Annotated in this window: 17 protein-coding genes; 7 read left to right on the top strand and 10 right to left on the bottom strand. The window is 74.0% G+C overall.

Going from position 1 to position 19,631, the window contains the following annotated elements; translation table 11 throughout:
• Positions 1-7: 7 nt before the first annotated feature.
• The gene (locus tag ACYVLJ_RS23395) at positions 8-1,078 is read left to right on the top strand and encodes a DUF917 domain-containing protein (protein WP_460440290.1); all 1,071 of its coding nucleotides are present in this window, start codon (positions 8-10) and stop codon (positions 1,076-1,078) included.
• The gene (locus ACYVLJ_RS23400) at positions 1,075-2,553 is read left to right on the top strand and encodes a helix-turn-helix domain-containing protein (RefSeq protein WP_460440291.1); all 1,479 of its coding nucleotides are present in this window, start codon (positions 1,075-1,077) and stop codon (positions 2,551-2,553) included. The genes ACYVLJ_RS23395 and ACYVLJ_RS23400 overlap by 4 nt, the downstream gene beginning before the upstream one ends.
• On the opposite strand, the gene ACYVLJ_RS23405 is transcribed toward ACYVLJ_RS23400, so the two are convergent.
• The 3 genes from ACYVLJ_RS23405 to ACYVLJ_RS23415 are packed head-to-tail and all read right to left on the bottom strand — an operon-like array spanning position 2,554 to position 5,038.
• Complete coding sequence (locus ACYVLJ_RS23405; RefSeq protein WP_460440292.1) at positions 2,554-4,230, bottom strand: WXG100 family type VII secretion target; 1,677 nt, start codon at positions 4,228-4,230, stop codon at positions 2,554-2,556. It lies immediately after the preceding gene.
• Positions 4,230-4,544: a hypothetical protein gene (locus ACYVLJ_RS23410; protein WP_451984859.1), complete on the bottom strand. Its 315-nt coding sequence runs from the start codon at positions 4,542-4,544 to the stop codon at positions 4,230-4,232. Before ACYVLJ_RS23410 ends, ACYVLJ_RS23405 begins: the two co-directional genes overlap by 1 nt.
• Positions 4,541-5,038, bottom strand: a complete 498-nt coding sequence (locus tag ACYVLJ_RS23415; RefSeq protein WP_460440293.1) for a YbaB/EbfC family nucleoid-associated protein — start codon at positions 5,036-5,038, stop codon at positions 4,541-4,543. Before ACYVLJ_RS23415 ends, ACYVLJ_RS23410 begins: the two co-directional genes overlap by 4 nt.
• A gap of 184 nt (positions 5,039-5,222) precedes the next feature.
• Between ACYVLJ_RS23415 and ACYVLJ_RS23420 the strand changes: the two genes are divergently transcribed.
• Complete coding sequence (locus ACYVLJ_RS23420; RefSeq protein ID WP_460440294.1) at positions 5,223-6,230, top strand: aldo/keto reductase; 1,008 nt, start codon at positions 5,223-5,225, stop codon at positions 6,228-6,230.
• Here the strand turns inward: ACYVLJ_RS23420 and ACYVLJ_RS23425 are convergent.
• A complete protein-coding gene (locus tag ACYVLJ_RS23425; RefSeq protein ID WP_460440295.1) occupies positions 6,227-6,685 on the bottom strand; it encodes a hypothetical protein in 459 nt (152 codons plus the stop codon). The two genes, ACYVLJ_RS23420 and ACYVLJ_RS23425, sit on opposite strands and share 4 nt — an antisense overlap.
• A 100-nt stretch (positions 6,686-6,785) precedes the next feature.
• On the opposite strand from ACYVLJ_RS23425, the gene ACYVLJ_RS23430 reads away from it, so the two are divergent.
• From ACYVLJ_RS23430 to ACYVLJ_RS23440, 3 genes are all read left to right on the top strand, one after another.
• Positions 6,786-7,475: a response regulator transcription factor gene (locus tag ACYVLJ_RS23430; protein WP_451984851.1), complete on the top strand. Its 690-nt coding sequence runs from the start codon at positions 6,786-6,788 to the stop codon at positions 7,473-7,475.
• Positions 7,472-8,749, top strand: coding sequence for a sensor histidine kinase (locus ACYVLJ_RS23435; protein WP_460440296.1), 1,278 nt, complete (start codon positions 7,472-7,474; stop codon positions 8,747-8,749). The genes ACYVLJ_RS23430 and ACYVLJ_RS23435 overlap by 4 nt, the downstream gene beginning before the upstream one ends.
• A 72-nt stretch (positions 8,750-8,821) precedes the next feature.
• The gene (locus ACYVLJ_RS23440) at positions 8,822-9,133 is read left to right on the top strand and encodes a hypothetical protein (protein ID WP_460440297.1); all 312 of its coding nucleotides are present in this window, start codon (positions 8,822-8,824) and stop codon (positions 9,131-9,133) included.
• Between the two features lie 60 nt (positions 9,134-9,193).
• Here the strand turns inward: ACYVLJ_RS23440 and ACYVLJ_RS23445 are convergent, their stop codons facing one another.
• The 3 genes from ACYVLJ_RS23445 to ACYVLJ_RS23455 form a co-directional block, all read right to left on the bottom strand.
• Complete coding sequence (locus ACYVLJ_RS23445) at positions 9,194-9,730, bottom strand: DUF4232 domain-containing protein (protein WP_460440298.1); 537 nt, start codon at positions 9,728-9,730, stop codon at positions 9,194-9,196.
• Between the two features lie 138 nt (positions 9,731-9,868).
• Positions 9,869-10,438, bottom strand: coding sequence for a DinB family protein (locus ACYVLJ_RS23450; protein WP_460440299.1), 570 nt, complete (start codon positions 10,436-10,438; stop codon positions 9,869-9,871).
• Positions 10,439-10,444: 6 nt separating this feature from the next.
• Positions 10,445-13,711, bottom strand: a complete 3,267-nt coding sequence (locus ACYVLJ_RS23455) for a glucodextranase DOMON-like domain-containing protein (RefSeq protein WP_460440300.1) — start codon at positions 13,709-13,711, stop codon at positions 10,445-10,447.
• A 122-nt stretch (positions 13,712-13,833) separates the two neighbouring features.
• Between ACYVLJ_RS23455 and ACYVLJ_RS23460 the strand changes: the two genes are divergently transcribed.
• On the top strand, positions 13,834-14,244 hold the full coding sequence (locus tag ACYVLJ_RS23460; RefSeq protein ID WP_451984839.1) for an ATP-binding protein: 411 nt from the start codon (positions 13,834-13,836) through the stop codon (positions 14,242-14,244).
• Positions 14,245-14,247: 3 nt separating this feature from the next.
• Here ACYVLJ_RS23460 and ACYVLJ_RS23465 read toward each other — a convergent pair whose 3' ends face one another.
• The 3 genes from ACYVLJ_RS23465 to ACYVLJ_RS23475 form a co-directional block, all read right to left on the bottom strand.
• Positions 14,248-14,973 carry an ANTAR domain-containing protein gene (locus ACYVLJ_RS23465; RefSeq protein ID WP_451984837.1) on the bottom strand — a complete coding sequence of 242 codons (726 nt, stop codon included), beginning with the start codon at positions 14,971-14,973 and terminating at the stop codon, positions 14,248-14,250.
• Between the two features lie 206 nt (positions 14,974-15,179).
• Positions 15,180-15,485, bottom strand: a complete 306-nt coding sequence (locus tag ACYVLJ_RS23470) for an STAS domain-containing protein (RefSeq protein ID WP_451984835.1) — start codon at positions 15,483-15,485, stop codon at positions 15,180-15,182.
• Positions 15,482-19,555, bottom strand: coding sequence for a SpoIIE family protein phosphatase (locus ACYVLJ_RS23475; RefSeq protein WP_460440301.1), 4,074 nt, complete (start codon positions 19,553-19,555; stop codon positions 15,482-15,484). The genes ACYVLJ_RS23470 and ACYVLJ_RS23475 overlap by 4 nt, the downstream gene beginning before the upstream one ends.
• Between the last annotated feature and the right edge of the window lie 76 nt (positions 19,556-19,631).

The following is a 19,631-nucleotide window of genomic DNA, read 5'->3' on the forward strand; positions in this document are numbered from 1 at the left end:
GTCGTTCATGCGCATCACGGCCGGTGACGTGGCCGCCCTCGAACGCGGGGTGGCCCTGCTCGGGTCCGGCGGTGGCGGGGACACCGCCACCGCCGCGGTCCTGCTGCGGCGGCTGGTCGCAGCCGGCCGCTCACTCGCCGTACGAGCGATCGAAGAGCTGCCACCGTCGGCCGGGGTCGTGCCGATCGGCATCGTCGGTGCCACCGCGGCGTTCACCGAGAAGCTGCCCGGCGGCGACGAGTTCGCGGCCGCGGTGGCCGCCGTCGAACGCTGGACCGGCGAGCGCGCCGACGCCCTGATGTCCATCGAGATCGGCGGGCTCAACGGGTTGCTGCCCCTGGTCGTCGCCGACCAGCTCGGGCTGGGCTACGTCGACGCCGACCTCGCCGGGCGCGGCCTGCCCCGGCTCGACCAGTTCTCCGTCGCCGCGACCGGCCGCGGCATCGCGCCCGCCGCGCTGGCCGAGCCCGGCGGGCAGGTGGTGGTGCTGGCCGCGGGGTCCGACGCCGTGATCGAGCGGGGCACCCGGGCGTTCCTGGCCGGCTCCGGCGGGTGGGCGGCGTTCGCGCTCGCCCCGATCCCGGCGGGCGAGCTGGCCGCGTGCACGGTGCCGGGGACGACGAGCGGCGCGCTGGCGCTCGGCCGCCGGGTGCTCGCTGCGGGGGAAAGCCCGGCGCGGGACGCGCTCGAAGCCGCCCTCGAAGGTTCGGTCCTGGCCCGCGGCCGGGTCCTGGAAGTGGCGCGGCACGTCGGACCCGGACAGCACGGCAGCCCGGGGTTCGGCCGGGGCAGCGTCACCCTCGCCGACCACCGCGACGGCGCGCTGCTGCGGCTGGAGATGGAGAACGAGTACCTGCTCGCCCTGCGCGACGGCACACCGGTGGCGTCCACTCCGGACGTCCTTTCGGTACTGGACCACCGCACCGGCGTCCCGGTGTCGTGCGATGCGATCCGCGCGGGCGTGGAGGTCGACGTCGTCCGGCTGGCGGCGGCGCCGTTCTGGACCGACCCGCGGTGGCTGCCGGTGGTCCGGCCCCGCGCGTACGGCATCGACTGCGACCCGGTGGGGCTCCCGTGACACTGCGACGGGTGCTCGCGCTGCCGGGCTGGGCGGAGCACGTCGTCCTGCTGGCCGGGTCGGCCGGTCTCGACCGTCCACTCGCGACGGTCAAGGCCACTTTGGACGCTTCGCACGTCCCGGTGGCGGGTGAGCTGACCGTCGTCGTCCGGCCGATCGCCGGCACCGACTGGCAGATCGACGCGCTGCTGCGGCGGTGTGCCGACGCCGGGGCCACCGGGGTGCTGCTGCCGGCGACCGAGCCGCTCACCGCGTCGCGCCTGCTCGCCGACCGCCTGGGCGTGCCGCTGCTGAGCACGGCCGCGTCGCCGCTGGACCTGCTCGTCGAGGCACGGCTCCTGCTCGCGGCACCGGAACTGGACCGCGCGGAGCTGCTGCTGGCGACCCACCGCGCCCTCGGCGACCGGCTGCGCCCGCCCGAAGAGGTCGTCGCGGTGCTGCGGCGGCTGCTGCGTTCGCCGGTCGCGGTGCTCGACGACCGCGGCGCCCCGCTGGCCGGGGAGGTTTCCGGGCGCGTCCGGCTCGACGAGGCCGTGCCGCAGCGGATCGAACTCGACGAGGGGGTCCTGCTCGCGCACCCGGTGCTGCTGCAGCGGCCCGCGATGTGGCTGGCCGCCGAGGTGGACGCCGCCCGGGCCGACGTCGTCCCGCCCGCGCTCGCGGTGGCGGCCGGGGCGCTGCAGCGCTGGCTGCTGGCGAACCGGCTGGAGCTGGAACGCGACGCGCGCTCGCGCACGGCGTTGCTCGGCGACCTCCTGCGCCTGGACACCGAGCCGGGCGCGGACCTGCGCCGCCGCGTCGCCGACGCGGGCTGGCGCCTCGGCGGCTGGCACGCCGGGCTGCACCTCGGCGTCCCGGCGGCGGTCGACACGGTGGCACGGACCCAGGAAGTGGTGCGCGCGCTGCGAGCCGAGGACGTCGACGCGGTGGTCGTCGAGCACGGCGACGGCTGGACCGGCTGGGTCACCTTCGACCACGAGCCGACCGCGGAGCGCGTCCGGTCGCTGGCGGCCCGGCTGCAGGCGGTGCACCGGGCGGTGCGCCTGGGCGGGCACATGGGGGTCGGGCGGCCGCACCCGCGTCCGGAAGGCCTGGCGACGACGGTCGCGGAGGCCCTCGACGCGGCCCGGCTGGCCGCGACCCGGCCCGAAACGGGCCACTTCCTGCACGTCGACCAGCTCGGCATGGCCCAGCTGCTGCTGGAGTGGACCCGCACGGACACGTTCGAACCGGCGGCGCGCGCCCTGGTCGCGCCGCTGCGGGACGCCCCGGGCGACCTGGTCAGGACGCTTTCGGCCTACCTGGACGCGGAGTCGTCGATCGCCGAGACCGCCACGGTGCTGGGCGTGCACCGCAACACCGTGGCGGCCCGGGTCGCCCGGATCGAGCAGCTGCTGGGCGTCGACCTGTCCCGCCCGGACGAGAGGCTGGCCCTGCACCTCGCGTCCCGGGCGGTGATCCTCGCCGAGGAGTGACTAGTTGTCGTCCCCGCCGGTGACGTTCCCGATGCTGGCGGGCACACCCTTGATCATGTCGACGACGGTCTTCCCGGCCAGCCCCGACTTGCCGAACCACGGATCGGTCATGATCTTGATGGCCGACTCGAACCGCTCGGCGCCTTCCTTGCCGAAGACCTTGCCGAGCTCGTGCACGGAGAAGTTGCTGATCTTGTCGAACTTCTGCATGATCTCCGGCGTTACACCGTCGACTTTGGACAGTTTGTCCTTGATGACATCGGTCATCTGATCGGTGAACGGCTTGTGCGGCTTGGGATCCGGGGTGGCCGACGACGGGGTGCTGTCGGGCTTCGGCTCGGGTGTGGTGTCCGGCTTGGGCTCGGGTGTGGTGTCGGGCTTCGGTTCGGGCTTGGGCTCGGGGGTGGCCGACGAGGGGGTGGAGTCCGGCTTCGGCTCGGGCGTGGTGTCCGGTTTCGGTTCGGGCTTGGGTTCCGGGGTGGCCGAGGATGGGGTGGTGTCGGGTTTCGGTTCGGGCTTTGGCTCCGGTGTGGTGTCCGGCTTGGGCTCGGGCTTGGGTTCCGGGGTGGCGGACGAGGGTGTGGTGTCGGGCTTCGGTTCGGGGGTCGTGTCCGGTTTCGGCTCCGGTGTGGTGTCCGGTTTCGGTTCGGGCTTGGGTTCCGGGGTGGCCGAGGATGGGGTGGTGTCGGGTTTCGGTTCGGGCTTTGGCTCCGGTGTGGTGTCCGGCTTGGGTTCGGGCTTGGGGTCGGGGGTGGCCGAGGATGGGGTGGTGTCGGGCTTGGGTTCCGGGGTGGCCGAGGCCGGTGTGGTGTCCGGCTTCGGCTCGGGCTTCGGGGCCGGGGTCGGCTCCGGCTTGGGGGTGGGCTTCGGGGTGGGCGTTGGCGTCAGGCTGCCCGCCGGGGGCTTGACCGCCGCCAGGTCGTCGCCTGCTTTGCCCATCTTGGCCAGGGCCTGGACCAGGTCCGCCAGCTTCTTGCCCAGCTCCGCCAGCTTGGCGCCGATCTTGCCCAGGGCCGTGGCCACCGTGCCGATCGTCGTCGTGATGAACAGGGCGATCGAGGCGCCGAACGTCACCGGGGCCAGGGCCGCCGCGATCAACGCGCCCTTGACGATCGTGGCCAGGAGCATCGCGATCAGGTCGCGGAGGATGCCGCGGAACGCGCCTACGATGCCGCCCGCGATCTTCATGTTCTTGCCGGCCTGGTCGAGGTAGCCGCCCAGGGAACCCAGCTGCTCGGTGACCGCGTCCATGTCCTTCTTGAACTGCTCGGCGGCCTTGCCCTCCCAGTCCTTCATGAGCGTGTCGAGCGCCTGCTGGTGCTGCGCCGACCAGTCCTCGAGCTTCTTCTTCTCCGCCGTGAGCGCTTCGCTGGCCGCCGCGATGCCGATCGGGTCGCCCATCAGGATGTCCAGTGGCCACCGCAGGATCGTGATGTGCTCGATGAGCCAGCCGATCCCGGCGGTCAGCAGGCTGCCGATCGGGTCCAGCACCAGGCCGATCGTCTCCAGCGCCATGCCCGCCGCGCCGATGCCGATCGCGACCTTGTCGTTGTCCTTGACGGCCTTGTCCAGACCGATCGCCGCTTCGAAGAAGCCCGCGCCGGCCGAGGCGTTGTCGCTGTTGAAGAGTTCGGAGCCGTGGAGGCTGACGTCCTTGCTCTGGTAGTCGTCGGCCACTATTCGAACCTCACGATCGAGTCGACGGCGTCTTCCTCGCCGGACTTGTAGCGCTTCGCGGCCTCGGCGACCTTGTCGGAGAACTCGCCGATCGTCTTGGCGTAGTCGCCGAACTGGTGGTGCGCCTTGTCCGTCCAGGTGCTCGCGCCCGCGGCCATCAGCTGGCACGCCGGGTTGATGCCGAACATGCCGGGGTCGCAGGTCATGCCGCCGACCAGGTCGGCCGTGCTCTGCAGGTTGCGCTGGAGTTCGTCGAGGTGCTGGCCGAACTTCGCCAGGGGTTCGGAATCGACCCGGAAGCCGCCGCCGCTCACCAGGGGTTCGATTCGTCGTCGGAGTGGTCGTCGGCCGGGGGACGGCGACGCGGGGCGGCCGGCGGCGGCGGGGTCGCCGACGGCGGCGGGGTGCGCTCGGGCTCGGCGCTTTCCGGCGCCGCGAAGTCGCCGTCCGGCGGCGGGTCCGGCGGCAGGAAGGAACGCACCATGTCGGTCGACTCGCCGTCGCCGTTGATGGTCGCGAAGGAGTCCGCGACGGCGCGGGCGGTCTGGCGCTGCGCGTCGCGCACCGCGCCCATGATCGCCGCGGTCAGCCGCGCCGGGCCCAGTTCGCACGCCCGGTGGCCGAGCTCCAGGTTCGTCAGCGCGCCGTTCGGCGCGAGCGTCACGGTGACCGACCCGTCGCGGGTGCGGACCGTGGCCCCGGCGGCGGAAAGCGCTTCGTTCAGCGCGGCCGCTTTCGTCTGCATGTCCCGGACCTGCCGCTCGAGCAGCAGTTGGAAGTCTTCACCTGGCCCCAGGTTCGGTTGCACGAATTCAACTCCTCGCCACGCCGGGGTGCGGGGCCGCCCAGCCCCATGATCGGGCCAGATTAGCGCACACCGGACATTCATCTGCTGATCGCCGGGGCGATGCCTCGTTTTCTCCCCGATGTTGCCCTCGAATGCCCTCGATCGGGTTTGACCCGGACCGCGCTCCGGGTTGCACGATCGGGGCATGACACTCGACGACTACCGGGCGCTGGGCCGCTCCGGGCTGCGGGTCTCGCCGCTGGCGCTGGGCGCGATGACCTTCGGCACCGGGTCCCTCTGCGCCGACGACGGCACCGCCCGCAAGCTCTTCCGCAGCTACGTCGAGCGCGGCGGCAACTTCGTGGACACCGCGAACAACTACAGCGCCGGCCGCAGCGAGGAGCTGGTCGGCGAGTTCCTCCGGGACGTCGACCGCGACGACGTCGTCCTCGCCACCAAGTACTCCGGCCCCGACTTCCGCGACGGCGTCCCGCGATCCGACGTCCGCCGCCGCAGCAACGGGCGCAAGAACATGGTCGCCTCGCTCGAGGCGTCGCTCCGGCGCCTGCGCGTCGACCACGTCGACCTCTACTGGCTGCACCTCTGGGACGGCTTCACCCCGGCCGAAGAGGTGATGGCCGCGTTCGACGACCTCGTGCGCGCCGGGAAGATCCGGGCGGCCGGGCTCAGCGACGTCCCGGCCTGGTACGCGACGAAGGCCGCCATGCTCGGCGGCCCGCCGGTGACGGCGCTGCAGCTGGAGTACTCGCTGATCGAGCGCGCGATCGAGGCCGAGTACGTGCCGCTGGCCCGGGAGTTCGGCATCGCGGTCCAGCCGTGGGGCGCGATCGGCGGCGGGTTCCTGTCCGGCAAGTACACCCGCGACGGCGCGGGCAGCGGACGGCTCGCCGAGGCGGCCGCGTTCCGGTCCCTGCCGGACACCCGCTGGGCGATCCTGGACGCCGTCCGCGAGGTCGCCGCCGAAGCCGGCGCGACACCCGCCCAGGTCGCCCTCCACTGGGTGACCCGCCGGCCGGAGATGCCCGCGCCGCTGATCGGTGCCCGGACGACCGAGCAGCTCACCGAAACCCTCGGCGCGCTCACGCTCGGCCTCACCGACGCGCAGCTCGACCGGCTCACCGAGGTCAGCGCACCGGAACTGCCGTTCCCGCACGGTGTCCTGGCGCGGCTCAACGCCGGGCTGCCGCGCTAGCCGCGTCCCCGGTGGCCGCCGCCGTCGTCGGCGACCGTCTCGGCGTGCGGCTCGCCGCCCCGGCAGGTCACGACCGTCGTGTTCTCGGCCCCGTCGCTCTTGAACTTGACCGACGCGGTGGCGGCCGGGCCGCGCGAGACGTCGTCGGTGCGGTAGCCCGGGGCCGGGCTCCACGACACCAGCTCGACCCGGTCCCCGGTGCACTTCGCCACGAGGCTGCCGCCGAGGACGGTCAGGCCGCGCGGCGCCGGCGCGCTCGACGACGCCGGTGGCGCCGGGGTCGTGCTCGGCGGCACGGTTTCCAGCGCGCGGGCGACGTCCTCTTGGGACAGCGGCCGGCTCTGGGGGCCGAGGATGCCCGCGCCGACGACGTCGAGGGCGGCCGTGCCGACCGCGGCGGTGGCCGCGGCGGCCACCAGCCAGCCCGCCGTCATCAGCAGTCCACGCCCGGTCACCCGTCCACTGTGCCATCCGCGCGGGTTAAAGCGGGGCTAAGACGCCCTTAGCGTTCGCCACGGGCCCGGCGAAGCGGCTTCGCGTGTGTAGCCTCCGGGAATGGCGATCGTGCTGCTCGTCGAGGACGACCCGACCATCCGCACGGCCGTGCTGCGCGCGCTGACCGAGCGGGGGCACACGGTGACGTCCGCGCCGACCGCGATGGCCGGGCTGCAGGCGGCCGTCACCGACCGGCCCGACGTCGTCCTGCTCGACCTCGGGCTGCCGGACCTCGACGGCCGCGAGGTGCTGCGGATGATCCGGGCGGTCAGCGCGGTGCCGATCATCGTGGTCACCGCGCGCGGGGCCGAGGAGGAGATCGTCCGGCTGCTCGACGCCGGCGCCGACGACTACGTGGTCAAGCCCTTCGGCGGGGCCCAGCTCGACGCGCGGATCCGCGCGGTGCTGCGGCGGGCCGAGCCGGAGGAGACGGCGGCCCCGGTGGTCGTCGGCGGGCTGTCGGTCGACGCGCGCACCCGGCAGGCGTCGCTCGACGGCGCACCGCTGGACCTGACACCGCGCGAGTTCGACCTCCTGCACTACCTGGCGAGCCGGGCCGGGACCGTGGTCAGCAAGCGCGAGCTGCTCGCCGACGTCTGGAAGCTGCCGTACGCCGGCGCGGACAAGACCGTCGACGTCCACTTGTCCTGGCTGCGGCGCAAGCTCGGCGAGACCGCGCAGGAGCCGCGGTACCTGCACACCGTGCGCCGCGTGGGGGTCCGGCTCGCCGAACCGGGGGCCGGGGCGTGAGGAAACGGCTCGCGGTGCTGGTCGCCGCCGCGATGAGCCTGGTGCTCGTCGCGTTCCTCGTCCCGCTGGCGATCCTGCTGCGGTCGGTCACGGCCGACCGCGCGGTCACCGCCGCCACGGCGAAGGCGCAGTCCCTGACGTCGCTGGTGGCGACGGCCGACGCGGCGGCCCTGCGGCCGGCGGTCGACCAGCTGAACACGACCGCGGGCCACCCGGTGACGGTGTTCCTCCCGGACGGCACCGTGCTCGGCACGCCCGTGCCGCGCACCCCGGGCGTCACGCTGGCCGCCGCGCAGGGCAGCAGCCTGACCGTGGAGGACGCCGGCGGGCGCGAAATCCTCGTCGCGGTCCAAGGCCTGCCGCGCGGCACCGCCGTCGTGCGGGCGTTCGTCGACCGCGCGGAGCTGACCCGCGGGCTGGGCGCGGCGTGGCTGGTGCTGGCCGGGCTCGGCGTGGTGCTGCTCGCGCTCGGCGTGTTCGTCGCCGACCGGCTGGCCCGCTCGATCGTGCGGCCGGTCCACGAGCTCGCCGCCGTGTCACGGCGGCTCGCGGAGGGCGACCTCGACGCGCGCGCCGTCCCGGGTGGACCGGGGGAGGTCCGCTCGGTCGCCGCCGCGCTCAACCTCCTCGCCGCGCGGATCCGGGACCTGGTCCGGCAGGAACGCGAGGCCGTCGCGGACATCTCGCACCGCCTGCGGACGCCGTTGACCGTGCTGCGCCTGGACGCCGAGTCGTTGGGCGACCCGGCCGAGGCCGAGCGGATCACCGCCCACGCCGAGAGCCTGGAGCGCCAGGTCACCGCGCTCATCGACCAGGCCCGAGCACGCGACTCGGCGCCCGGCTCGTGCGACGCGGCGGCCGTCGTCGGCGAGCGCGCCGAGTTCTGGTCGGTGCTCGCACAGGACCAGGACCGCGCCGTGACCGTCGCGCTCGACCCCGGTCCGCTGCCCGTCGCGGTCGGCGAGCCGGAGCTGGCCGCGTGCCTGGACGCGTTGCTGGGCAACGTTTTCGCGCACACGCCGGAAGGAACGGCGTACACGATCCGGCTGACGGCGGCGCCCGGCGGAGCGCGGCTGGAGGTTGCGGACGAGGGCCCGGGGTTCGACTTCGACGGCGTCGAGCGCGGCGCGAGCGGAGCCGGGTCGACCGGGCTCGGGCTGGACATCGCGCGCCAGACCGCCCGCGCGTCCGGCGGGACGTTCCACGTCTCGCGCGTCCGGCCGCGGGGGGCGCGGGTCGTGCTGGAACTGGGGAAGCCCTTAGGGATGCCTTAAGGCCCGCGCAGTGCGGCGCTATCGCTCGGTGCGTGATGCTCGTTTCGTTGGCAGGGAACGAAAGGAGCGCACATGCGCAAGATTCTGGTGATCGCCGCGGCGGGCGCGGTGCTGGCGGTCGGAGGGACCACGGCGGCGCTGGCCGCGGGCTCGCACTCCGGGACCGACGACGGGCTCCGGGTGCCCACCTCGAGCGTGCCGTCGAGCACCGGCGCCACCTCTTCGCAGCAGAGCACGTACCCGACGCGCACCCACGACCTCGGCGACGACCACGGCGGCCGGCGCGCGGAACCGGGTGACGACCACGGTGGCCGCCAGGCGGAACCGGGTGACGACCACGGACGCCACCACGAAGGCGGCGACGACCACGGCGGCCGCCGCTGACCCCGTAGCAGTCCACAGTGGACCTGGGCGGACGGCGCGGTGGCCGTCCGCCCAGGGGTGTCACGGCGTGGCGGGGCCCGCGGTGACCGCGCCGACCGTCAGGCCGTGCGCCTCGGCGGCGTCGTCGAGCGGGCCCTGGTTCCACGGCAGCGTGATCGCCGGGTCGCTGGTGTCGCCGCGCGGGGTCGTCGTCTGCGGCGCCGTGACCGTCACGCTCGCCGGCCGCACCTGGTTCTCCGGGCCCTCGATGCCGGTCCAGTGCAGCAGCATCGACGCGGGCGCGCCCTCGGCGACGGTGACCGACGGCGCGTCGGCCGCGGCCGGGTCGGGCGTCACGGTCACGCCGGGCGCGCCGGCCAGCGCGACCGGCAGCGCGCCCTGCAGGGTGCAGGATTCGCCCGGCTTCGCGGTGAACTCGACGGACGCGTAGCGCTGGCCCGCGCCCGGGGACCCGGCGACCAGCGTCGTGTCGACCTGGGCCGAGGTGCAGCGGAAGTCGGTCGGCATGGCGACCGCGGTCCCGGCCGTGGCCAGGACGGCGGCGCCGGTCACGGTCAAGGCGGTCACGGTGCGGCGGACGCTCGGGCGAATGGTCATGAGCGGGATCCCCTTCCCTGCGTAGGTAAGTCCCTCACCGGACTTCGCGTACACAAGGAAAGATGCCCACGACCCGATCAGGTTAGCTCCGAAGTGCGATTGCCCGCACAAAAGCAACCCTCGGTGATCTTGAACGTCTCACCGGTGCGTGGCGGCGGCCCGCTCGATCTCCGCGCACCGCCGCGTCCAGAACTCGCTGTCCCGGGCCGGGGCGCTGGTCGTGCCGTCGAGCTGCTCGCGCAGGATGTCGGCGTGCCCGGCGTGCCGGGTGGTCTCGGTGAGCACGTGCACCATGACGTTGAACAGCAGGACGTCCGGCCGCGGCCACCACGGGACGTGGCCGGGGGCGTCGATGGGCAGCGCCGCGATCGTCGCGTCGGCGTGCGCCGCCGCGCGCTCGAACCGGTCGACGACGTCCGCGCGGGTCTCGTCTTCGGTCGCCCAGAAGTCGCGGCCGCGCGCCTCGAGGTCGTCCCAGCGGGGCAGCGGCTCGGGGAACGGCCGGCCGAACACCTCGCCCAGGTACCGCGTCTCCCACAGCGCCAGGTGTTTCACCAGGCCGAGCAGGTTGGTTCCGGTCGCGGTCAGGGGACGGCGGACGTCGTACTCGCTCAAGCCCTCCAGCTTCTCCAGCACGGCCTCGCGGGCCTCGCGCAGATCGTCGTGCAGGTACTGTTTCGCGAACTCGTCGATCACCGCACCGAGCATGCCAGATCAGCCCACGGGCACGCCGCGCACCGCGACCGGCCCCCGGGTCGGGTCCAGCTCCGCGCTCTGGTCCACTCCGGACGGTGTCAGCACGTCGAACGCCTTCGGGGCCGTCGCCGGGTCCGCCACGCAGATCGGGGCCGTGCCGCCCGGCGCGCAGAGGCCGAACGTGTACGGCCCCGGCGTCGGCGTGAACGGCCGCGCCTGGTCGGGGGAGTTGCCGTCCTGCCCGGTCAGCACCACCGCGAACGTCCAGCCCGCGGCCGGGGTGCCGAACGCCGGCTTCGCCACGCTCACGGTGATGTACCGCGTCGCTTGGGAAGCCTGCACCGACGGCGTTGCCAGCGTTGCGCCCGAGGCATCGACAAGCGCCGGGTCCGCGAAGCCCTGGACCTCGATGCGCCGGCTCCACGCGTCCTGCGATGCGATCGTGTACGCCCGGCTCGGGAACGGCGCCGCGGTGGACGTCACCGTCGCCGCCGGGTCGTGCGCGTAGATCGTCAGCAGCTGGGCGCCCAGCGGCGAGCCGAACGTCGGCGACAGGTCCCGGATCTGGGCCCGGAACACCAGGTTCGGGCCCGAGTCGATGACCTGGAACCGCTGCAGGTCGAACGCGCCGGCGTGGAAGTCGCCCGCCGTCGGGTAGGCGTAGGTGCCCGGGCCGTTGTCGTCCCCGTCCGGGTCGGCCTGGTCGAGCAGGACCGTGCCGGAGACGAAGTCCGAGCTGATCGTCTTCTGCGCGTACCCGGTGCCCGCGCCGGTGACCGCCGCGGTGACGACGTTCGCGCCCAGCGGCGTCGGCACCGTCGCGCCGAACTTCCCGTCCGCGGACGCCCGCACCGACAGCACCGAAGTCGTCCCCGCGTCGGTGGCCGAGACGGCGAGGTCGACCTGGCTGCCCGCCGGTGCGGTCCCGCTGACCGCCGCGGTCGCGGTGGACACCGACGCGGGCGCGTCGAGGGTAACCGCCAGCGCCGCCGGCGGGGCGTGCGTGACGTACCGGGCGCGGACGTCGGCGGGCTGCTCGGGGAGACGGCCGTCGTCGAGCGCGCGGGCCAGCCGCACCGACTGCGACTGCGCCCAGCTCAGCGGCGCGACCGAACCGGCGGGCTGCCCCGGCGCGAACCCGATCGACGCCGTGCGCGGGTCCGAGCCGTACGGGGCGGCCGGCACGGCCGGGTTTTCCCACGCCTGCTCGGGAATCAGGCCGGTGCCGCCGGTCTGGGCCCGCATCGCGCGCAGCAGGGACGCCGCCCCCGCGCGGTCGCCCGTCTGCACGGCCTGCTCGCCGCGTTCACCCGCGAGCACCGGCCAGAGGTGGCCCGACCCGGTGTTCGTCGACGGCCACGGCGCCCCGGTCGGGGCGCAGTTCGTCGGGTCCGGCTCGTAGCAGTCGCCGTAGCCGTCTTCGCTGCCCGCAGCGGAAGTGCCGTAGCGGTACCAGCCCGGCCCGGTCGGCGTGTCCCGCTTGATCACCCGGTCGACGACGCCGAGCGACGCGACGACGTCGGGATCGTCGGCGGGCAGCACGCCGAGGCGCGTCAGCTCGAGGAACCCGGCGTCGACGACCGCGCGCTGGTCGGCGTCGACCGAGCCGTTGCCCAGGTTGTAGATCCACTCGGAGTCCGGGGCGCCGTTCTTGGTCAGCCGCAGGAAGTACCGGCCGCCGTACGGGCCGTTCGACGTCACGGTCCAGCCCTTGATGCTGCGCTGGAAGTGGTCGGCCGTGGCGCGGTAGACGCGGGCGCGGGCCGGGTCGCCGTTGCGGTCGGCGATCACGCCGGCCGCGACGAGCCCGGCGATCTCGGCGGCGATCGTCGAGGGGGAGTAGCCGCCCTGCTCCTCCCAGCGTTCCGAGCCGAACGCCGGCCCGTGCGCGACGACGAAGTCCGCGGCCGCGCGGATGTGGTCGGTGTAGAGCGTGCGGTCGCGGTCGAGCCCGGCCTGCAACGCCATCAGGATCGGGTACGCGCTCTCGTCGAGCTGGTCACCGCCGGAGTCGGGGGCCTTCTTGCCGTTGAGCATGGAGTTGCGCGGGAAGCGGCCGTCGGGTTGCTGCTGACGGCCGAACAACCACCGCACACTGGCCCGCGCCGTCTCCCGGTCGCCCGCCGCGAGCAGGCCGGAGAAGCTTTCGTAGAGGTCGCGGGCGAAGATCTCCCGGTACGATCCGAAGTAGACGGGCTTGCCGCCGGGTGCGTCGCCCGCGGAGACGGCCTGGCCCCACGGGCTGCCGAGCGACGCGACCACGGCACCGGGGAACGTCTTGTCCTCACTGGCTTTCAGCACGTTGGCCGACTGGTAGTAAGCGTCGGAGTCCTTGCCGCGCACCGGGATCAGCCCGTTGTCGTAGTCGCGCCAGCCGCGCGCGTACTCGCGGTAGCTCTGGTCGAACGGCGTGCGCAGGCTCGCACCCGCGGTCTGGACCGCCGCGCGCGCGTCCGCGCCGAACCCGAGCGCCAGCACGGCCGGGCGCCGCGGCTCCAGGTCCAGCTGGGCGGTCTGCACCACGTTGCCGTTCACCGCCGACGACGTCGGATCGGTGAGCCGGTGGTCGCGGTCGAGCTGGGCCAGGCCGTCACCCGCGGTGCCGGCGAAGCCACTGGACGTGGCGAGGAACCGGCGGTCGGCGCGCAACGCCGCGGCCAGCGGGGTGCCGTAGTCGCGGGCCGGCGCGCTGGACACCGTGTTCGGGTCGGCGCTGACCAGCGCGGACGTCGCCGGGTCGACGGTCGCGGTGTCCCCGCCGCCGTTGGCCGGGCCGCCACCGCCGTTGCCGTTGATGCTCGCGTCGAAGCGCACGTAGACCTTGAGGTCGCGGCCGGACCCGGTGAGCGGGTCCAGGCGCGTCCGGATCAGCACGCCGGTGCGGGCGGGGTCGGTCAGGTAGTCGGTGACCAGCCGGTACTTGCCGTTGCGCGCGGTCGACGTGATCTGGCAGGCCATCCCGCCGGCACTCGTCGAGACCGTGTAGGTCATGTCGCGCGCCTGCAGGTCGGTGAACGTGCGGCCGTCGGTGACCGCGAACTGCAGCGTCTCGACGTTCGTGTTGTCGATCACCGGCGCGTACACATCGGACAGCACGCCGCCCGCCACCGTGAACCACGCCTTGCTCGTCGTGGTCCGCGCGGTGCCGAGGCAGTCCTTGCGGGCCAGGCCGAAGTGCGAAACCGCGCCCGGCCCGGGGGCCGGGTCGGCGGCGGCCGCCGGTGCGGGCAGCAGGGCCGCGGCCAGCACCGCACACACCAGGACGGACGACGTCGACCGAGTCATCCGCACATCCGATCACGGCGGACGGCGGCGCACCAGGTCCGAAAGCACCAGGGAAGTCGTTGCCGGTGATTGAGATTCCCGACCGGTGGGTAGGAAACGAACAGTCCCCCGGGGAGGTGAACGTGGAAGAGCACGGAGCGGACGGCTGGCGCTACCGCGGCACGATTTCGCCACGGACGCTGCCGAGCTTGCGGCGGCACCTCGTGTCGTGGCTGAGCAGACGAGCCGGAGACGAGGTGGGGCGCCAAGCCGACGACGTCGTCCTGGCCTGCTGGGAAGCCATGGCCAACGTGCTGGACCACGCCTACCGCGGCCGGCCCGGGCTGATCGACGTCCGGGCCCGGATCGACGACGACGTGCTGATCGTCACGGTCGCCGACCAGGGGCGCTGGGCGACGCTGGCCGAGCGCAACGACGGTGGCCGCGGCCTGCTCCTGATCCAGGCGCTGGTCGACGGTCTGGACCTCCGCTCGACCGACGACGGCACGGTGATCACGCTGACCTGGCCGTTCCCGGTCCGTCGCACGGCTTGAGCGTCAGCCCGCCGACGAGACCTCCGACACGAACCGGGCCGCGACCTCCCGCAGCTTGACGTTCGTGTGCTGCGACTCGGTGATCAGCCGTTTCATCGCGTCTTCGGCGGTGATCCGGTGCACGGCCATCAGGATGCCCTTGGCCTGCTCGATCACCGCTCGCGTGGTCATCGCCGTCTCGAGGTCGGCGGTGCGCTGCCGGGCCCGCAGGTAGCGGCGCGTGGTGCGCAGCCCGAACGAGACGATCTCGGTGTAGAGCCGGAGGATCCGGGAGTCGGTCTCGGCGAACCCGTGGTCGCCGTAGCCGAAGAGGTTCAACGCGCCGGCGAGGTGCTCGTCGACCCGCAGGGGCGCGGCGAGGTAGCTGCCGACGCCGAGGCGGCGGGCGTTCTCGGTGAACTCCGGCCACAGGACACCGGCCGTGGGCACCGACAGCCGGACGATCTCGCCGGACTCCGCCGCCCGCAGGCACGGGCCCTCGCCCACGGCGTACTGGACGCGGTCGATCTCGACGGCGCGCTCGTCGGTCGAAGCGGCGGTTTCCGGCTCACCGTCGCGGATCGCGGTGATGCTGGCCATGTCGGCGCCGGGCACGGCCCGGACGGCGTCGGCGCAGACGGCCTCGAGGATCTCCGCTTCCGCGGGCTCGCTCTCCAGCGCGCTCGTGAGGTCCGCCATCACGGCGGTCAGCTCGTCGAGGTGCTCGGCCGGGATCGGCTCACCGGTCACTGCTGGGTCACCTCCGTCCAGGGTCCAGCCGTGACCTTACCCGGGCCCGTCGGCGGAACCGCGCAGGAGAGGCGGTGACTCCGGCGCGGCGCTCACTGTTGAACGTCGTGGGTCGGGCGCCGGGCCACCTGGCGACAGCCGGAAGTGCAACCCACCCGGCGACCGTCGCTGCGAATGGCTTACCCGTTGCTCCGGATGCCAACCGCTCAGCGGATCATCACTTTCGCGGCTTCGGTGAGCCCCGAGACGCGCAGGACCCGTTCGAGCAGGCGCGGTGCGACCAGACGCAGGTCGTGCCCGACCGCCCGGTCGAAGAGAGCGGCGACGCCGGCGCTGTCGAGGTAGGTCACCCCGGTCAGGTCGACGGTGAGCGCGGTCCCCGCGGCCAGCTCGCGGCCGAGCGCCGCGGCGAACTCCGCGGCGTTGCTCATGTCGACCTCACCGGTCACGGTGAGGATCCGGTCTCCGTCGTCGCCCGCGGTGGCGACCAGCGTGAGGGCCGTCGTCGTCACGAACCGATTCTCCATTCCAGCGTGACGGTGGTACCTGCCGGGTCGTGCCGGACGGTGACCGCGTCGGCCAGCGCTTCCATCATCGGCATGCCGCGGCCGCGGAGCACGTGGTTGTCCGGCGGCGGGTCCTTCCAGCGGCCCTGGTCGGTCACGGTGACGACCAGGTGCGTGCCGGTGAGGTGCGCGGCCAGGCGCGCGGTGCCGCCGTCGGCGGGGTAGGCGTGTTCGACCGCGTTGGCGCAGGCCTCGCCCGCGGCGACGAGCACGTCCTGCGCGAGGTCGTCCCCGAGCGCCGCGGTGCCCAGCCACGCGCGCAGCCAGTGGCGGGTGGACGCGAGGTTGTCCGGGTGCGCCGCGAAGTCCAGCTCCAGCGGCGGCACGGTCCGGCGGTAGAGCAGCAGCGCGACGTCGTCCTCGTACCCGTCGGCCGGCCGGAGCCGGCCCATCAGCGTGGCCGCCAGGTCGGCGAGCTCGGCGTCGCGGGCGCCGTGGGCGACCACGGTGGCCCGGTCGATGCCTTCGTCCAGCGACTCGCGGCGGCGTTCGACGAGGCCGTCGGTGTAGAGCATCAGCAGCGAGCCGACCGGGACGACCGCCGTGGCCTCCGGGCGCTTGGCCGGGATGCGGACGGCGAGCGGCACGCTGCCGCCCGCGTCGAGGAACTCCGCCGTGCCGTCGTGGTGGACCAGGGTGGCCGGCGGGTGCCCGGCGCTGCTGTAGGTCAGCGCGCCGGTGGCCGGGTCGAGGACGCCGCAGAAGACGGTGGTGCACAACGCACCCGGCAGCCGGTCGGCGAAGCGGTCGAGCGTGGTCAGGGTGTGCGCCGGGCCGTTGGCCTCCAGCAGCAGCGCGCGGCAGGCGCTGCGCAGCTGGCCCATCACCGCGGCCGCGGCGAGCCCCCGGCCGACGCAGTCGCCGACGACGATGCCGATCCGGTCGCCGGCCAGCGGGACGACGTCGTACCAGTCACCGCCGACCTCCAGCGGCGGGTTCGCCGGCTCGTAGCGCACCGCGAAGCCGTCGGGAAGCCGGGCGGGGCCCAGGATCGAGCGCTGCAGCGCGATCGCGACTTCGCGCTGGCGGTCGTCGCGGTGCGCCCGGCGCAGGGCGTGCGCGAGGGTCCCGGCCAGCAGCGCCAGCAGTGTCCGGTCCTCGGTGCCGAGCGGGCGGGCGGGGTCCGGCTCGACCCAGAGCGTCAGCCGGCCGCCCGGGTGGTCCAGCGTCGTCCCGGCGCCGTCTTCCGCCGCGGTCGCGTGCAACGCCGGGAGCGAGCGGAGCCGGTCGAGGGTCGCGCGCAGCGGCGCGGCGAGGTCGGTCCACCGCCGGTCGACGGGGGTGGTCGAAGCCAGCTCCGGCTCGCCGTCGCGCGGCCAGGTCACCGCGAGCACGCGCGTGGCCTGCCACAGCTCGCGCAGCATGTCCAGACCGGTGCGCAGCACGTCCGGCACCCCGCTGATCCCGGCGAGGCGCTGGTTCATCGCGGCGAGCGCGTTCTCCCGCTGCACGGCGTAGCGCTCCGCCGTGACGTCGCGGATCGTGCCGATGAGCCGGCGGTCGCCGTCGTCGTCGTACAGCTCCTTGTAGGCGATCGCGGCCCACACGCGGTGCCCGTCGCGGTGCTTCAGCGGCAGCACGAAGCTGCCGGACGGCTCGGTCCGCGACCGGGCCAGCGCCTCGGCGACCTGCCGGTGGGCGGCGGGGTCGTCCGGGCCGGGCGCCCAGGGGAACGGCGGCGAGTAGGGCAGTCCTTCGGGGCCGTAGCCCAGCAGCTCCATGCACGCGGCGTTGATCTCCACGACCCGGCCGTCGGAGTCGCAGACGAAGAAGCCCTCCTGCAGCGAGTCGATCATCGCCGCGCGCCAGCGGGAGTGCTGGGTCCGCAGCCGGGCCATCCGGACGGTCGTGCGGACGCGGGCGAGCAGTTCCTGCGCGGAAAACGGCTTCACGAGGTAGTCGTCGGCGCCGGCGGCCAGCCCGTCGACGGCGGCCTCCTGGCCGGCCCGCGCGGACAGCAGCAGCACCGGCACGGCGGCGGTCCGCGGCTCTCGCCGCAGCTCGGCGAGCAGCTCCAGGCCGTCCAGCCGCGGCATCATCACGTCGCTGATGATCAGGTCGGGCGGCGCGGCGGACGCGGCGGCGAACGCCTCGACGCCGTCGCGGACCGCGGTGACCACGTAGTCGTCGCGCAGCAGGCGGGCCAGGTAGTCGCGCATGTCGGCGTTGTCGTCGGCGACGAGCACGTGCGCGCCCGCGGTCCGGCCGGGCGCGGGCCGGAGCCCGCTGTCGTCGTCCGGCAGCCAGCGCAGCGTCTCCTGCACGAACGGCTCGACCGTTTCGGCGGCGATCCCGCCGGCCGACGGTTCCGGGGCGACCTGCTCGGCGGGCAGGTGCCGGCTGCCCAGGGGCAGCCGGATCCGGAACGTCGTGCCCGCGCCGGGGGTGCTGTCCACGGCGACGCTGCCGCCGTGCATGGTGACGAGCTCGCGCACCAGCGCCAGCCCGATGCCGCTGCCTTCGTTCGAGCGCGCCCGCGCCGACTCGATCCGGTGGAACCGCTCGAACAGCTGGGGCAGCTCGGCCGCCTCGATGCCGATCCCGGTGTCGGAGACGGTGACCACGGCGTGTTCGCCGTCGAGGGCGGTGCCGACCCGGATCTCGCCGTCGAAGGTGAACTTGACCGCGTTGGACAGCAGGTTGAGGACGACCTTCTCCCACATCCCGCGGTCGACGTGCACCGGTTCGGCCAGCGGCGGGCAGTCGACGGTGAACCGCAGCCCGGCCCGTTCCACGGCGGCGCGGAACACGCTCGCCAGCTCCGCGGTGAAGGCGGAGAGGTCCACCGGTTCGAACCGGGCCTGCATGCGGCCCGCCTCGAGCCGGGAGAAGTCGAGCAGGGTGTTCACCAGCCGCCCCAGCCGCAGCGCGTTGCGGTGGATGACGGCGACCTCTTCGCGCACGCGTTCGTCGGCGTCGCCGAGCGACTTGCCGAGCTCGGCGACCGGCCCCTGGATCAGGGTGAGCGGCGTCCGGAACTCGTGGCTGATGTTGGCGAAGAACGCCGTCTTCGCCGCGTCCAGCTCGGTCAGGTCTTCCGCGCGCTGCCGCTGCACCCGGTAGGCGAGCGCGCCGTTGACCAGCGCCGCCGTCTGCTGGGCGACCAGCCCGAGGAAGGTCCGGTAGGACTCGTCGAGGGCGTGCCCGGCGCTCGCCGCGAGCACGATCACGCCGGTGGCCGGGCGGCCGGCGTCCCCGGGCAGCGGCAGCACCACCGCCTCGGTGGGCGGGGTGGACCAGCCACCCGACGGCAGCTCGCCGAAGGTCGCCGTCAGGTCGGTCACGGTCCGCGCGGTCCCGTCGGCGAGCACGGCATCGAGCGGCCAGCCGTCCGCGTGCCCGGCCCCGCCGGGGGTGACGGCCGCGAGCGCGAGCCCGCCGTCCTCGTCGAGGACGTGGATCGCGGCGTAGGGGACGTCGTCGCCGGCCCGCGCGAGGACGCCGGCGACGAGGTCGCAGGCCTCGCCGACGGTCCGGGCGGAGCCCACCTGGGCGCCGAGCTCGCGCAGGGTGGCCAGCCGGCGGCCGCCGATCACGCGCTCGGTGGTGTCGGTGACCGCGGTGAACACGGCCCGCACGCCGCCTTCGTCGTCGTGGAGCGGGCTGTAGGAGTACGTCCAGTAGGTCTCTTCCCAGTAGCCGTGCCGGTTCATCGGTAGCAGCAGGTCCTCCGACCAGGTCGCCTCGCCGGTGGCCATCACGCCCTCGAGCATCGGGCCGATGATGTGCCAGATCTCGGCCCAGACCTCGGCGCCCGGCTTGTCCAGCGCCGGGTGCTTGGTGCCGAGCAGCGGCAGGTAGGCGTCGTTGTAGAGGAACCGCAGCTCCGGCCCCCACCAGACGATCATGGGGAAGCGCGAGGTGAGGCAGATCCGCACGGCCGTCGCCAGGCTGGCCGGCCAGTCCGCCGGGTGGCCGAGCGGCGACGACGCCCAGTCGAACTCCCGCATCCGGGCGGCCATCTCGCTGGTCCCCGGGAAAACGGCGTGCTGGCCGGATTCCTCGCCGACGCTCATCACACTCCCGGTTCACGCGGCCCCGGCTGAGCCTACTCGACCCCAGGAGCCCTTGCCGGGTAGGCGACCCGGGTGC

Source organism: Amycolatopsis stemonae, assembly GCF_054781455.1.